Genomic DNA, 15,702 nt, shown 5'->3' on the forward strand with positions numbered 1-15,702 from the left:
CTCTGGCCTACGAAAGTGCCCAAAGCGTTGTTGTCTTTTGAAGAAATAAAAGTTTGCACCTTGCTTATGCATGGTGCCTGTTCTGCAAAATTGTGAAGAGAAGATTGATCTGGAGGCTTCCAGGTGTTTTGAGCGCGAGTTCAAGATGTCCGAAGCCGGTTCCAATGACGTCGTGGATGGTCTAGCCGACTGGAAACGAACGAGGAGCCGGATGTAGGTAGGAAAGCCTGTCACTCTGGATCGTTTGTTGTTGGTGACTTCGTGTCACCTCTGATGAACGGTCGGATTACCGTTGCCTGACCGCGCGGTACCGGATTTGATCTCGAGAAGCTGGTCTTAAGATCTGGCACAAGTGAGCTGCTCGGCGTAGCTCCAATAAAGTGACCGGATCGAACACGTTGATGGCATCTGATCGGCCTGGTTGTAAAAGGTAACCAGGCTTTTGGTGACCTTGTCCGCGAGAGCGGCGAGGGACTGGTCGGTGCGGCAAATGAAGATTTGCCCGTATGGCCAGGTTCAGCACCCCTTTGAGCGCAAGCGAAAAGGACAGGTTTGCTGAACCCAAATAAGGATGAGCATTGGCAATGAGAACGATTAAGTAGAATAAGGGCAATTGGTGGATGCCTTGGCATGCACAGGCGATGAAGGACGTGATACGCTGCGAAAAGCCGTGGGGAGCTGCGAATAAGCTTTGATCCATGGATATCCGAATGGGGAAACCCACCTTAAATGCTTGGAGAATCCAAACTGTCAGCGATGACGGCTTGGGTTTCCAAGCATTGTGATAAGGTATCTAACTTTCGAATACATAGGGGTTAGAAGCGAACTCGGGGAACTGAAACATCTAAGTACCCGAAGGAAAGGACATCAACCGAGACTCCGTAAGTAGTGGCGAGCGAACGCGGACCAGGCCAGTGGCAATGTGGAATAAAGTGGAACGCTCTGGAAAGTGCGACCGTAGTGGGTGACAGTCCCGTACGCGTAGAACACACATTGTCCTTGAGTAAGGCGGGACACGTGAAATCCTGTCTGAACATGGGGAGACCACTCTCCAAGCCTAAGTACTCGTGCATGACCGATAGCGAACAAGTACCGTGAGGGAAAGGTGAAAAGCACCCCGACAAGGGGAGTGAAATAGAACCTGAAACCGGTTGCCTACAAACAGTTGGAGGGCGCAAGCCTGACAGCGTACCTTTTGTATAATGGGTCAACGACTTAGTGTATCTAGCAAGCTTAAGCCGGTAGGTGTAGGCGCAGCGAAAGCGAGTCTGAATAGGGCGTTTAGTTAGATGCATTAGACCCGAAACCGAGTGATCTAGCCATGAGCAGGTTGAAGGTTGGGTAACACCAACTGGAGGACCGAACCCGCATCTGTTGCAATAGATTGGGATGACTTGTGGCTAGGGGTGAAAGGCCAATCAAACTCGGAAATAGCTGGTTCTCCGCGAAAACTATTTAGGTAGTGCGTCGATCGAATACCCTCGGGGGTAGAGCACTGGATGGGCTATGGGGACTCACCGTCTTACTGATCCTAACCAAACTCCGAATACCGAGGAGTACTAATCGGCAGACACACGGCGGGTGCTAACGTCCGTCGTGAAGAGGGCAACAACCCTGACCTCCAGCTAAGGTCCCCAAGTCATGGCTAAGTGGGAAAGGATGTGAGGATCCCAAAACAACCAGGATGTTGGCTTAGAAGCAGCCATCATTTAAAGAAAGCGTAACAGCTCACTGGTCTAAATAAGGGTCTTTGCGCCGAAAATGTAACGGGGCTAAAGCCATGCACCGAAGCTGAGGATACGTCGCAAGACGTGTGGTAGCGGAGCGTTCCGTAAGCCTGTGAAGGGGTACCTGTGAGGGGCCCTGGAGGTATCGGAAGTGCGAATGTTGACATGAGTAACGATAAAGGGGGTGAGAGACCCCCTCGCCGAAAGACCAAGGGTTCCTGCTTAAAGTTAATCTGAGCAGGGTTAGCCGGCCCCTAAGGCGAGGCAGAAATGCGTAGTCGATGGGAACCACGTTAATATTCGTGGGCCTGGTGGTAGTGACGGATCGCACAAATCGTACATTCTTATTGGATTGAATGTGCGGTGGAGCGGTTCCAGGAAATAGCTCCACCCTATAGACCGTACCCGAAACCGACACAGGTGGTCAGGTAGAGTATACCAAGGCGCTTGAGAGAACTATGCTGAAGGAACTCGGCAAATTGCACGCGTAACTTCGGAAGAAGCGTGACCCCATTTTACGCAAGTGAGATGGGGTGGCACAGACCAGGGGGTAGCGACTGTTTATCAAAAACACAGGGCTCTGCGAAGTCGCAAGACGACGTATAGGGTCTGACGCCTGCCCGGTGCTGGAAGGTTAAAGGGAGAGGTGCAAGCTTTGAACTGAAGCCCCAGTAAACGGCGGCCGTAACTATAACGGTCCTAAGGTAGCGAAATTCCTTGTCGGGTAAGTTCCGACCTGCACGAATGGCGTAACGACTTCCCCGCTGTCTCCAGCATAGACTCAGTGAAATTGAATTCCCCGTGAAGATGCGGGGTTCCTGCGGTCAGACGGAAAGACCCCGTGCACCTTTACTATAGCTTTACACTGGCATTCGTGTCGGCATGTGTAGGATAGGTGGTAGGCTTTGAAGCTTGGACGCCAGTTTGAGTGGAGCCATCCTTGAAATACCACCCTTATCGTCATGGATGTCTAACCGCGGTCCGTTATCCGGATCCGGGACAGTGTATGGTGGGTAGTTTGACTGGGGCGGTCGCCTCCGAAAGAGTAACGGAGGCGCGCGATGGTGGGCTCAGACCGGTCGGAAATCGGTCGTCGAGTGCAATGGCATAAGCCCGCCTGACTGCGAGACTGACAAGTCGAGCAGAGACGAAAGTCGGTCATAGTGATCCGGTGGTCCCGCGTGGAAGGGCCATCGCTCAACGGATAAAAGGTACGCCGGGGATAACAGGCTGATGACCCCCAAGAGTCCATATCGACGGGGTTGTTTGGCACCTCGATGTCGGCTCATCGCATCCTGGGGCTGGAGCAGGTCCCAAGGGTTTGGCTGTTCGCCAATTAAAGCGGTACGTGAGCTGGGTTCAGAACGTCGTGAGACAGTTCGGTCCCTATCTGCCGTGGGTGTAGGAATATTGACAGGATCTGTCCCTAGTACGAGAGGACCGGGATGGACATATCTCTGGTGGACCTGTTGTCGTGCCAACGGCATAGCAGGGTAGCTATATATGGAATGGATAACCGCTGAAGGCATCTAAGCGGGAAACCAACCTGAAAACGAGTATTCCCTATCAGAGCCGTGGAAGACTACCACGTTGATAGGCCGGGTGTGGAAGCTCAGTAATGAGTGAAGCTTACCGGTACTAATAGCTCGATTGGCTTGATCGTTCTCATTGATCAATGTTCATCAGACCGCCAAAGGCGGTCGATGATGCAAAAACGTGTTCAAAAAAACGAGGTCCAAAGACCTTTACCAGCTTCTCACTATATTGCCCTTAGCTGACCTGGTGGTTATTGCGGGGTGGCTGCACCCGTTCCCATTCCGAACACGGCCGTGAAACGCCCCTGCGCCAATGGTACTTCGTCTCAAGACGCGGGAGAGTAGGTCGCTGCCAGGTCTGCTAATGGCAATATAGAAGGTGTTTAAACACAAAATACCGTATCTTCTCATTCCATCGTCGGCCCTGCCGAAATCATAGGGCCGCCCTCAAAGCGGTCCTTCTGCTTGTCGCAGAAACAGTGCGTCCCTTACCCGAGACAAATCCTAAAGGATTTGCTCGCCAATACGCGTAAATCCCAAACGGATTTACCCGGTCGGTATTTGCCTTCGGCAAAACCTTATAACGCGGGGTGGAGCAGCCCGGTAGCTCGTCAGGCTCATAACCTGAAGGCCGCAGGTTCAAATCCTGCCCCCGCAACCACTGAGACTTGTGAATTGGCCCACTCGGGGTATTTGCGACGAAGCTCCTCCTCATATGAGTCGAGGAGCTTTTTTTGTTTCTCCTTCGTCTCGATCTCCCCAGCTTCCAGCTTCTCGATGAAGTCAGCATGCACTTCGGCGACGAAGCGACGCTCCATCAGGTCCAGCACGTCCATTTGCGCAAGGATGGAGGAGATCAGGCCGTGGACTTCGAGGGTAGCTGGCTGGTGGCCCGGGGTTTTACCGATCACCACCTTCTGCACCAGTGAGCGCACAATCGGCATCACCTGACGCTTGGCATCCTCGTTCTTTCCTCGGCGCGCCTGCAGGAAGAAATGGCGCATGCGCAGTTCCGTCTGGGCGGGATTGTGACGCTGCTTCAATTCTTCGATCTTCGCGCGCATGTCCGGCTCCGACGTGGTGAACGCGTCGATCTCGCTTGCCAGGGAAATACGCTGAAGCTCGATCTGATCAAGCGTATCGTCGAGCGCGGTGAGGGGAGGGCGGCCTTGCATGGCGCGGTCGGAGATTTGCTGGATGATGCTCTTCTGCTTGCGCTCCAACTCGTTCAGTTCGCGCGTCATCTGCTCGCGCTCGGCTTTTGGACGGCGAAGCTTTGATGTTTCCTGTTCGATCACCTTTGCTGACATGGTGTCGAACATCCCCAGGGAGAAGAACGCAGCCGGCAGGCAATCGAGAACGCGGCTCTCCAGCTCCTGACGGGTAATGGTTTTGCTGTTGCCACAGCAAGCTCCGCCGAGCTCGTCGATCGGCAGGCGCTTCTTGCGGTTGGTGCAGCTATAGCGGTCCTTGCCGCTAATGGCGTAGGGGCCGCCACATTCCGCGCATTCGAGCAGGTGACTGAGCAGGTATCCCGGTCGGTGCGTTGCATTCAGCCGGTTGCTCTGCCCGAAATCGTAAAGCTCGCCGATCTCCTTCTGTCGCTCCTTCACCAGCGCCCAGAGCTTGTCGCTGACGATGCGCATCTCCGGCACATCAGCCAGCACCCATTCGCTTGCGTCGTTGACGCGCGAGGTACGGCGCTCGGTCTCCGGGTTCTTGCGATAGTTGCGCTTGTTCCAGACCATGCGACCGATGTAGCTCTCGTTGTTGAGAATGCCCGTGCCACGGCTGACGTGACCGCGGATGGCTGTGTCGCGCCACTTGCGGCCGCGCGAGCCCGGGATGCCCTCTTTGTTCAAAAGCTGGGCGATGTCGCGTGGTGACATGCCGTCGGCATAGAGGGTGAAAATGCGGCGAACCACCTCAGCCTTTGCAGGATCGATCTCGCGCAAACCCTTGATGCGATCGCCGTTCGCATCGCGCTGCTGGGAGAGCATGTAGCCGTAGGCGAGGCAGGTGGATGCCTTGCCTTTCCGGACGGCCATCTTCATGCCTTCGCGCGTGCGATACCGGATCTGTTCGACCAGTTCATGGCTGAGCGCGGCGCGCAATGCCATCTCGAGGTCGGTCACCGGGGTGCCGGCGTGGACCGTCCAGATGTCCGCGTCGCAATAGCGAAGCTGCTTGAGGATCTTCGCGCTATGCTCGATGTCGCGCGACAAGCGATCGACGGTGACGCAGAGGACGACATCGATGCGCTCGCGCTTCACATGCGCCATGAGGCTCTGGATGCCGGCGCGGAGCTGGTAGCTGGTGCCGCTGATGGCGGCGTCGGAGTAGATCTCGACCAGCTTCCAGCCCTGACGTGCGACAAAGGCCTTGCCGAGTTCGATCTGCGTTTCGATCGAGACCTCATGCTGGCGGTCGGTGGAGTAGCGGGCATAAAACAGAACATTCTTGGTCATTTGCGGAATTCCATATTCATCAATGTCTTCGTGAACACTGGCCGGCATTGCCGGCCAGTTCGTTTGCAGCGTGCTCAGCTCTGCTGCCTGCGGCGCCCTGCCAATCCTGCAGCACGCTCGGCTGCGGCATCCTGGCGATCCTTCACGCGGTCCCAGAGGTCATCGCTGACGATGCGCAGTGCCGATACGTAATGGTAGTCATCGTCGCCCGCCTGTTTACAGGCGCCGATGTAAGCCGGGTTGTTGAGGATCCCGGTTCCGCTGGCGCGGTTGCCGCGGATCGCAGCGTCGCGCCAGATACTGCCGCGGGGACCGGCCACGCCTTCCACATTAAGAAGGGCAGCGATCTTTGTCGGTGCCATCCCCTCGGCATACATACCGAAAATACGCCTGATGACATCGGCGGCGACCGGATCGACGATCTTGAAACCGAAGATGCGCTGGCCGTCGGCATTGCAGGCGCCGGCATAACGATAGCCGAATGGAAGGGGCGCGAAGTGTTTCTCCTCGCGCAGGTCGTCGGGCACCTGGGCAATGTGGCTGCCCATGGCAAACATTTTGCTGCGGTCATCGATATAGTAATCGGACAGGTTCCGGGCGGTGATCCGCTCGCCGGGATCGACGACCCAGAGTTCGATGCCCTTGCGCGCGAGTTCGCTCAACAGCCGGCTGGCGATATCAAATCGCGAGCACAACCGGTCCAGCGTGTGGCAGAGGACGATATCGACCGATTCGCGCTCGATATGGGCGAACAGCTTGCGCACGCCGGGCTGCGCCATGAAGACGACTTCGCCGATATCCTCGTCATTATAGGACTTTGCGAAGGTCCAGCCATTCTCCTTGATGAAGCGGTGCCCGTAGTAGAGCTGCGTTTCCAGGCAGGCATGGTCATGGTATCCGTCAGAATGGCGTGCGTAGAACAGGACGTTCTTGGTCATGGAGTGATCTCCGTTCGAATGAGCGAGGTCGGGGGACATGGTAACCGGCGGCGGGGAACTTGAGAGCCCCGCTGCGATGCCAGATCATCATGGTCTGGCGGTTGGCAGGTACTGGCGGCAATAATTGCCGCAATAAGGAGCCGCTCCTGGGCGCTGGTCAGTAACCCATCGTGGCGCGGTAGGCCGCAGCCTCATTGGTGTTGCCGCTAATCCAGCTATGCTGCTGAAGCTTGAGGAGGCTGTCGACGACGCCATCGCGCGCGCCGCACCACGTCCAGCCGGAATCGGCGGGGCGGATAATGAAGACTTCGGTGGAGGACACCTTGACTCGCGTTGCGCCGGTCTCCGCCTTGATGGCTGCGCGAAACAGGCGATCCAATTCCTTGATCTGGCGTTTCTGCTCCGTCGTCAGGTGTGCCGGCTGGACGCGCTGAAGAGTCTTCGACGGGATCTGCGTCGCGGGGATTCGGTGGGTGAGGACGAACACACGGTGCACCTGCTTGCGCCGCCAGGGTGCGCGGTCGATATCGACCATCAGGCCGTTATTGGTCACATCGCAAAACAGTCCGCCACTGATCGCGACGCGGTGGTTGTTCATAAACACGACGCAAGGGTGGCTTTGCTGAATGCCAGTGCGGGCTTTGAGGTATGCCGCAAGGGTCGGACGACCTTTGATGTCGTGCCATTCGCCTGCATAGCCCAGCAATCGCAAGGTGCTCTCGATCTCGTCGTCGTGCGTCTTCGTGATCGCGGGAGCGCGACGACGGTCTACCCAGCCAGCGCCATGACGGTTGAGACGCACGGCATCCCGGACGCGGGACATCGGCTCACCCGTGATGGAGGCCATGGCTACTGTGCCGGAATGCAGCCGGCATTTGGTGTCGTTGTCGACATCGTGGAGATGGTGGGTCTTGATCGCACCGAGTGCGGACGGGAGGTCGATGATGTTGGGCACGTTCGGATCCTTCGTATCCAGGGTGGAGTTGAAGGAATGCGCTCACCACTCTGGATCCCTCAGGCGTCCGTTCGCCCTCGATCCCATCTCTTTGTGCCTGAAAGCCACCACACGGATAAGGTGACACAGGCTGGGCAATGCTCTGCAGGACGGTCCGCACCGGCCAGAGCCTCTGTAAAAAATCGGTACGTCACTCGATCATCGGTGTCACGAGCACGCCAGGAGTCCTCCCTTGCAAGATTGTCCCGGTTAGCAAAAAGCCAATCAGAAAACCAGTTTCCGCCATGCAAGGGCTTCCGCTGGTGCGCATTCCGGCCGAGGCGTTCACCTCAGCCGCCGGCGACACTATCCATACCCTTTGCGAAATCAATGCAGTGACCTTGCGGGATTCAGGATTATTTGGAAACCTAGCTGACCAGGGCTTAATCAGATCGATAGAATTTTAGCGAATTGGACGGATGCTGATGAGTTGATCCTAGATGATCTGCCCCCCCCCCCAGCACTCTGGAAATCCGATTCAGAATCAAACGGCGATTAACCGAGTAATGGGGGGAGGTGTCGTAGAGATTGCAAACGCCGTTGGGCGTTCCCATGGCGGGGTTGGGATGACAAAGGGCTGGAACCGTAGTTGGCAGGTCGAACGAAACCGGTCAGTCACCCTCGTTGGCACCGTCAGGATATAGCAGATGGGGCTTACGGCGGAAGGGCCAGTCGCCATCCCGGTACTTCTCGACAAGCTCATCGAAGACGGCGTGGGATGCATGTTCGTCGAAGCCCTGCCGAACCAGCATAGAGACGACGACATGCTGGAAGTGTTCCAGCTCTTCGGTCTTCTCGCGCGTCGTCATGCCAGAGATTGTCATGAACAGCGCCGTGCGGGCCACATCGTCGCGTCCGGGGCGCTTGGCCTTTCTGTCGGCATCACGCAGCTTCTGCTGTCGCTCGCGCTGTTTCGTGTTGCGGATCTCCTCGGACTTTGCTGGCATTCGCTCTTCCCTGTCAGGTCTTCTGCTATCGATGCCAGACCGTTATCGCTGCGGCAACGCCGTTCGCATGGAATCGGAAATCCCGGTTTATGAATCGTTTTTTTGGGGTTCTGAATCAAATGATCGCAATTTGAGATCAATTGCGTGCACGTTGAGACAGGTCGAGATAAGCTGGCGAGGGACAAACGGCGGCCGTGAATCAAATGACCAGCGTTTGGAATCAAAAATATCGGACCTTGAATCAAATGAGCGCAATTTGTCTCGACGTGCGGGCACGTTGAAACGACCTGTCGGCAAGCTGACAGAAATCGCCGACTGCTTCGCGTCGCGCTTGCGCCTGCAGGACCATCTCCATTCCGGAGTATGAGGCGGCGAACCGAAATCTTCCGGTTTGGTTCATCCGCGAAGTCGCATGTCATATGTCCCAGCCGTTCGCGCGGAACGTGCCATCTTCGGGTGGAAATCGAGCATCGCTCTCAGGCGGCGAGACGCTGGCTTCGTGATTACTTCGTGGCGTGTTCCCGTGACCGCAAAACTACTTCGTGAAGGCCTTAAATGTGGGAGGTCGGCTATCTGGCTCCGGATTCTGGATTTTGTGGTGAAATAATATCGATCAAATTTGAAGTTTAAAGTTTTTAGATTTATCGTATAACTCGATATATATTGATTAATATAGCGTTAAATCTCAAATGCCGCCGCCGAAAACTGCAGAGATATAAAGATTACAATCGAATGTATACTATGAAGATATTTTACTTTGATTTGCATTACATATGAATCGGCGCAATCATATAGTCATCCGATGCGTTGTTTGTCGGATACATTGTAAACGCGTCACACGGAGACTTCCATGCGCACCAGAAATACCAAGAACTCTGCGACCGCCGCCCTCTCCTATAACTATGAAGAAGAGGGGATCGGGCACACAACGCGCGATCTGCTCGAAAGCAGCGCGGCCCATATCTTCGACCTCGGGCGCCGCACCACCGAGCAGACTTTCGAGCTCGGCGACCACTTGAGCCGTGCTGCCGACCTGCTGGCCGACGGCCGGTTCGACAAATGGGTAAAGATGCGCTGCGGCCTCTCCGCGCGCAGCGGTCGCAATTATATGGCGGTGTTCCGCAACCTCGGCCATGTTCGCGACGAACTGGTCGATCTCTCGGTCGGGGCAACAGCGCTGTTCCATCTGAGTTCGGCAACGACCGACCAGATTACGGCGGCCATTGCCTTTGCCGAGGAGAACGGGCGTCTGCAGGTCGTCGACGTAAAGACCATTCTTTCCGGTGGTGAGGAGGGTGGCGACAACGCCGAGAAGGACGATCAGTTCTGGGTCGGCGGTGTGGCTGGACTGAAAGTGTTGATTGCGGCCAAGATCCGCGATGGAGTGAAGGCGTTCAACGAGCACGTGGTCACGATCTGCAAGGCGGTCGAGGCTGCGCTCAGCAGAAGCCGCGTGATCAAGGAGGCGCTGGCGAAGGAAATCCAGGATATCGCCCGCGTCGCGCGTCAGGAACTGGAAAGCCTGGCCTTGTTCATCGAGCCGGAACTCGATTATGGCCGCAACACCCGTCCGACGAAGTTCCCGAAGAAGACCGGCTGGGCCGAGGTCAACGACACGCTCTATACATTGGGGGGTGTCGATGGCTGGCCGAAGTCGAAAGACATGCGGGACTGGCTTGCGCTGCATGTGCTTCCGGTGCTCGGCTGGGCGGTCTCCAAAGAGCGGAAGCCGGAATGGCCGCTCGCGGTGCCAACTGCTCCGGTTTCCGAACCGGCGGTTCCGGCAGAAGCGGACAGCGTCGGCGATCATCACGATGCCGAGCCGGCTATGCCGGACGAGGTCTCTGATGATGCCGATGGCCCGGATGAGGCGATCGACCGGTTTGGCGCGGCGCTGGAGGAGGCGTCCGGCGGCTTCATGACGGTCAGCCGGGAGGCACCGCGAAACCGCAAGCAGTTTGCCAAGGTGCCGGCGCTTGGCGATGACAGCATCGCCGATGTTGAACTCGCGCCAGCCGTCACGCGGTAAGTTGCAAGTTGCACGAGGGCCGGGCGACCGGCCTTCCCGCCAAACTCGGAAGGGCCGCATATCGGCCCTTTTCCTTTTGCCTGATGATGGCGAGCGGAAAACACGCAGGTCGACCGTTGCGATCACCGGGCGCCTTCGTTGGTCCGGACTTCGTGAGCCCACCGTTAACTATGTACCGGCTTTGTTCTTTTTTGTTGTTCCGGGTCCTTGAGCCCGGCTCCCGGTCCTGCCAGGTTGGGGGCGTTCGGAAGACCGGACATAAAGCGGCCCAAGCCGATGCTACCAACATCGACAAGGGCCTGACCCTCAAGCCTTCGCAAAAAGGAATCGGGCTATGACCACGCATACTCTCTCTACCCCTGCCGGGGAAGTTCTTCGTTCGACTGTCGCTGCGGCATCGATGTTCTCCCACCGCTCATTCGGTATCGGCGCTTACAGCATCGGCGAGCCGTCGGCGCTGCGCCGCCATCCGCATATCGTTCGCTTCGCCGAAGTCGAGGCCGATCTCGATCTGCTGATCGATCGAGCCATTGCGGCAATCGCCGACGGCGAACCCGTCGAGGATGAAATCCTCGGCCATTACGTTCACATCGCCTCGCTCGTGCGTGCCGTGTCTTTCCGCGAAGGCAAACTGCTGGAACAGGCGGTTGAGCGTCTGGCAAAAGCCAATCCAAACATCACCGTGCTGACCCAGTCGCTGAAACTGCCGTTGGTCAAGGCGGCGCTCGAAGCCGTGTCCGGAAACGACTGGCAGAGTCTTGATGGCATCAAGCTCGACTGCGAGGCACCGGCCAAGGGATCGTACACGCCGGACCTGATCCTCGTGAACCGCGCCAGACACACCGCCTACATTCTCGATCTGAAGAGGTCGCTCGCCTCCTACGGCGACACCAGCCGTCTCGAAGAGCTGAAGATGAAGATGATGGCCTCGGCGATGGTGTTGCCGGACTGGCTCTACAAGAACCACAAGCGGCTCATGATCGATACGGTCGAGGTCGCCATCGTCGATGGTGCCAGCCGCCCGAGCGATCATGCCACCGGCATCTGGGCTCTCTCCGAGATCGACGACTTGCTGGAAATCGATGGTGTCGCCGCTTGCATGGCCGAACTGCGTCTGCGCTTTGGCCGCCGCGTGCAGCAGCTTCTCGAAGCTGAAGCCAGCAAGGCGCTCGGCGTGACGATGGTCGCGTCGACCGCGGCCGCTACCTCGGCCGTTTCCGGCAAGCCGCTGATTGCCTTGAACGGTCCCGCGCGAAGCTACGAGGAAGAGCAGGCGGTAGTCGTACAGGACGAGGATGATGCTCACTGCGATCTCGCCTGCTTCGACGATGATCAGGACGACGAACCGGAACCGGTCCGTATCCAGGTCGGCTTTGCCCGCCGTCCGCGCGGGCACTGACGGGCCGTTGGCCTAGCGTCACCGATTGCGGCCGCGCCGGGTGCGTGGCCGGCTCCCCTCATCCTCCATTCCATAAACGCCGGATGCGATGCGCTCCGGCGAGGAGACAGTCATGTCCATTGATACCCACAGCCCGTCTGTGGCCGGCTTCCGTTGCGAAGCGGTCACGGCCGATACCGTCGCGTTGCCTTGCCTTCAAAGCAGGCTCGTGAATATCCCTCCTTTCCAATCCGATGACGTGGATCACGGTTCGAGCTATCGCGACGACCCCGCCGTTCTGATCGGGCTGGCGCTCGCCTTTGTCCGGCAAGGTCGTTCGTTGGACGGCCTTGTGCCGGAGCCTTTGATGCTGCGGTTGCGTGCAGTTGCCGAGGGCGGCAATGCGGCATGCCGCCTGTTGCTCGACTGGCTGCGAAACCGCAACCGGAATCTCGATCGGTCCCGGAACGAACATCTGGGCCTGTCTGTCTCGACCGGTTCGTCGGCTGACGCGCATCCGCCGCGTCGTTCGCCGCGCGACCGTGTATTGGCGCGGATCCCGAAGCCCGGTGGCATTGACGGGCGGCGGCGTGGTCGGACGCGTCCGCGCGATCCGGTGCAGAACGCCCAAACGGCAATTATTGCCGCGGAGACGGGAGGTCGGATCGATGGATAAGCTCGCCCGACTGTTTATCCGCCGCCTTCGTCATCTTAGCCGTCGCGAGGCACGCCGGACCGCGCTGCGCAACGGTCTGCTGGAAAGCAAGATCGTCGATGTCGATGGTCATCTCACCTGCCGCTACAGTCCGACGTTCGACACGACACGACTGACCGGCGATCCGATCCGTGACGATACCTGGTTCCGGCGGAATTTTGGTGACTGGCTTGTCGCACCGAAGGAGACCGGCAGTCCGACGGCCGGCTCTGCTGGCGATGGTGTCGTGACCGCCGGGATCGTTCATCCGCCGTTCGCCTCGCAACTCGTGGCACTCCCTCGGGCGCTTCGCGGCACAATCGCGTATGACGGAGTGCTGGGCAACGGAGTCGATCGGCGTACCTACGCCGTCGGCCTGGTGGATCGGGGGGCAGTTGCGCCACTGGTCAGTCATATCGTGTCCGCCCTGGTTCTGGCGCGTGCGGTGCAAAGGAGCGGACGGTCGCTTCGGGAGATCGTTTATACGCTGACCCGTGTAACACCGGTCGTCACTCTCCATGCGCCACTTGCGGGCTTCGAGCGGGAAGTGCTGCGGCTCCTTGAAAAATCCCGGCTGGTGCCCGGCGGCCCGTTTGCAGTCATCGAGTCGGATCACATGTTCAATGACGATCACTTCGATGTCCTCGAAGCTGAGACACGCAGGCGCCTTATGACCTTCTCGGGTGCCGGCGTGCATCGTGTCACGGGCAATGCCCTGCGCCGACGGATGCTCAGTGCGCTGTCGCGCGACTTGTCCATCCTCGCCATCGCGGAGAAGCGATCGGACATTCCCTCGCTGCTGCAGATCTCCGCCGACCTGTCGCTGGAAACGGGAAAGCTCGATCGCAGGTTCGTCGCCGATCTGGTCGAGGTGTTTTATCCGGACACGGCAATCGAGACGCCGGGCCTGCCGTCGGATTCCGATGCGCGCTGGCTGTCGCTGGAGGATCTGGTCCTTGCCTTTCGTCCCGGGCGGCATGTTCGCGACGTGCTGCATGTTCTTGCCACGCTCATTGAGCGCAATCGCAGTGACTTCGAGGAAGAGGAGGACGATGGTGGCGACAACAAGGCATCCGGATCGGCATCGTCCAGCACATCCACCGAGAAACCCCAGGGCTCGGACGAGAAGCCGAAATCGACCGACACCGATAGCAACGGCCGCTGGAAGAAGGAGAAGCCATCCGGGGCCGAGGTGATCCAGCCGGAGCCAATGCCGACGGTGGGCGAGATCGGCCACAAGCCACCAATGACCGTCGAAACGCTATCCGGATATGGCCGAGCGAAAGACTGGGCGCTCGATCTCAAGGTCGACCTCGACGATTATCGGGCGAGTATTCTGGCATGGTCGGAGATGAGCACCAAGCTTTTGCTGTCTGGTCCGCCTGGAACCGGCAAAACCACCTTTGCCCGGGCGCTGTGCAACAGCCTGCAAATCCCGTTGATCGTCACATCCGTCTCGACCTGGCTGCAGGGCGGTCATCTCAACGACGTCATCGACAGGATGAGCAAGACGTTTGTCGAGGCGCGGGCCATGGCGCCGGCGGTCCTGTTCATCGATGAGATCGACGGCATCGGCAAAAGGCAGCCGGCCGAGCGGGAATATGCCGACTATTGGAATACCGTCGTCAACAAGGCGCTGGAACTGCTCGACGGCGCGATCAAAAACGAAGGGCTGATCGTCGTCGGCGCTACCAACCGGCCCGATCATATCGATGAGGCCATCAAGCGATCCGGACGATTGGAGACCCATATCGAAATCCCCAGGCCCGATGTGCCGGCCCTGGCCGAAATCTTGGCTCATCATCTCGGCGACGATGTGACGTCGCTGATCCGGGCGCCAGTACCGGAAACAGATAAAGAAGCCGGCGACGGATTCTCGCTGAAGAGCATCATTGCTGACCATCTGGAGGACGACGCAGAAAGTGAACGGAAGGGAGCCAGCCGATGACCGAGCCAAAGAGCAGCAACACGGCGGAAACGCTGGCAGCCGTGCAAGAAGGCAGTTCCGTCGACGTGATCCTGAGGCGTTTGGCAACACGGGCGATGGGGCTGACGGGTGCGGATATCGAACGCATTGTCCGGGAAGCGCGGTTGAAAGCGCGGCGCGGCAAGCGGGCGGTTCGCTATGAGGATATCGAAGAGGGCATCCGCGGGCATCGCCCGCCCGTGCCCCATAATCTCCGTTGGCGCTTCGCCTTCCACGAGGCGGGGCATGCGGTCGTCCATCATGCGCTCGATCTCGGACCCGTTCGCGGCCTCAATATCGATTCCGGCGAGGGCGGCTACAATCTCGTCGGCTTCCACGTCTGGGCGACCGATACCCGCGACTGGTACGAAAACATGCTGACCATGCTGATGGCCGGGCGGGCCGCCGAGCAACTGGTGCTGAAACGTGTCTCGAGCGGTTCCGGAGGTACCGACGACAGCGATCTCGCGCGGGCCACGCGCCTTGCCTTTGACATGGAGCGCACCCTTGGATTCGGGAGCGAGCATCCGCTGCTCTATCGACCCCATCGCGATCCGGGTGCGGTGTTCGACCGTTATCCCGAACTGGCGACTCGGGTTCACGCTCGGCTGGAAGTCGCAGTCGATCGGGCAGGGACGATCCTCAGAAGGCGTAGGTCGACATTCAATGCCCTTGCCAAGGCGCTGTTCGAGGCCCAGGCGATGGATGAAGAGGACGTGCTGCAAATCCTGACGGACGGTGAGCTACGGCGCTGAAGCGATGAGAAAAATCGAAGTGCAGAATGCTCAAGCAAGAGCGTCGGGTGCTGGTCTGGGATGAAGTGCCTGCAGTCGGCATCAATTGCGCCCTTGACGTCAGATGCGATGAGTGAAGCTGATGAAGGAGAATATCCCCTATCACGTTCCCGCCCAAGGCAAGGACAGGCCGTCCAAATCTGCTACAAACCGTCTGCCCTGGCGGCCTGCTAATTAGTGCTGAGGTGGCTTGGACCCCTACCCTGGCTAAAGAAGCCCAGCGTCTAGGGAC

The 15,702-nt window shown here is 58.3% G+C and carries 10 protein-coding genes, 1 tRNA gene, 2 rRNA genes and 1 pseudogene; 10 read left to right on the forward strand and 4 right to left on the reverse strand.

Features of this window, described 5'->3' with window-relative positions; genetic code table 11:
- The first annotated feature begins 592 nt into the window (after window positions 1–592).
- The 5 genes from LQ231_RS02260 (at window position 593) to LQ231_RS02280 (ending at window position 4,542) form a co-directional block, all read left to right on the forward strand.
- Window positions 593–3,390 (forward strand): 23S ribosomal RNA (locus LQ231_RS02260).
- Window positions 3,391–3,505: 115 nt separating this feature from the next.
- Window positions 3,506–3,620 (forward strand): 5S ribosomal RNA (gene rrf / locus LQ231_RS02265).
- Window positions 3,621–3,846: 226 nt separating this feature from the next.
- Window positions 3,847–3,923: transfer RNA gene (locus tag LQ231_RS02270), tRNA-Met, on the forward strand.
- Between the two features lie 73 nt (window positions 3,924–3,996).
- A complete protein-coding gene (locus tag LQ231_RS02275; RefSeq protein WP_230170119.1) occupies window positions 3,997–4,191 on the forward strand; it encodes a hypothetical protein in 195 nt (64 codons plus the stop codon).
- A gap of 66 nt (window positions 4,192–4,257) precedes the next feature.
- Window positions 4,258–4,542: a hypothetical protein gene (locus LQ231_RS02280; protein ID WP_230170120.1), complete on the forward strand. Its 285-nt coding sequence runs from the start codon at window positions 4,258–4,260 to the stop codon at window positions 4,540–4,542.
- Window positions 4,543–4,917: 375 nt separating this feature from the next.
- Here the strand turns inward: LQ231_RS02280 and LQ231_RS02285 are convergent.
- The 4 genes and pseudogenes from LQ231_RS02285 to LQ231_RS02300 form a co-directional block, all read right to left on the reverse strand.
- A pseudogene (locus LQ231_RS02285) lies at window positions 4,918–5,778 on the reverse strand (recombinase family protein); the annotation flags it as partial.
- A 26-nt stretch (window positions 5,779–5,804) separates the two neighbouring features.
- Window positions 5,805–6,668: a recombinase family protein gene (locus tag LQ231_RS02290; protein WP_230170121.1), complete on the reverse strand. Its 864-nt coding sequence runs from the start codon at window positions 6,666–6,668 to the stop codon at window positions 5,805–5,807.
- 157 nt (window positions 6,669–6,825) lie between these two features.
- Window positions 6,826–7,623 (reverse strand): hypothetical protein, encoded by a 798-nt coding sequence (locus LQ231_RS02295; protein WP_230170122.1) that lies wholly within the window; start codon window positions 7,621–7,623, stop codon window positions 6,826–6,828.
- Between the two features lie 650 nt (window positions 7,624–8,273).
- Window positions 8,274–8,609: a hypothetical protein gene (locus tag LQ231_RS02300; RefSeq protein WP_174055197.1), complete on the reverse strand. Its 336-nt coding sequence runs from the start codon at window positions 8,607–8,609 to the stop codon at window positions 8,274–8,276.
- Window positions 8,610–9,459: 850 nt separating this feature from the next.
- Between LQ231_RS02300 and LQ231_RS02305 the strand changes: the two genes are divergently transcribed.
- From LQ231_RS02305 to LQ231_RS02325, 5 genes are all read left to right on the forward strand, one after another.
- Window positions 9,460–10,638: a hypothetical protein gene (locus tag LQ231_RS02305; protein WP_230170123.1), complete on the forward strand. Its 1,179-nt coding sequence runs from the start codon at window positions 9,460–9,462 to the stop codon at window positions 10,636–10,638.
- 334 nt (window positions 10,639–10,972) lie between these two features.
- Window positions 10,973–12,037, forward strand: a complete 1,065-nt coding sequence (locus LQ231_RS02310; protein WP_230170124.1) for a hypothetical protein — start codon at window positions 10,973–10,975, stop codon at window positions 12,035–12,037.
- A 112-nt stretch (window positions 12,038–12,149) separates the two neighbouring features.
- Window positions 12,150–12,692 (forward strand): hypothetical protein, encoded by a 543-nt coding sequence (locus LQ231_RS02315; protein WP_230170125.1) that lies wholly within the window; start codon window positions 12,150–12,152, stop codon window positions 12,690–12,692.
- Window positions 12,685–14,658, forward strand: coding sequence for an ATP-binding protein (locus LQ231_RS02320; protein WP_230170126.1), 1,974 nt, complete (start codon window positions 12,685–12,687; stop codon window positions 14,656–14,658). Before LQ231_RS02315 ends, LQ231_RS02320 begins: the two co-directional genes overlap by 8 nt.
- On the forward strand, window positions 14,655–15,431 hold the full coding sequence (locus LQ231_RS02325; protein WP_230170127.1) for an ATP-dependent Zn protease: 777 nt from the start codon (window positions 14,655–14,657) through the stop codon (window positions 15,429–15,431). The genes LQ231_RS02320 and LQ231_RS02325 overlap by 4 nt, the downstream gene beginning before the upstream one ends.
- Window positions 15,432–15,702 lie beyond the last annotated feature (271 nt).

Origin of the sequence: Rhizobium sp. CECT 9324 (genome assembly GCF_918741265.1) — a bacterium.
Taxonomy (GTDB): Bacteria; Pseudomonadota; Alphaproteobacteria; order Rhizobiales; family Rhizobiaceae; genus Allorhizobium.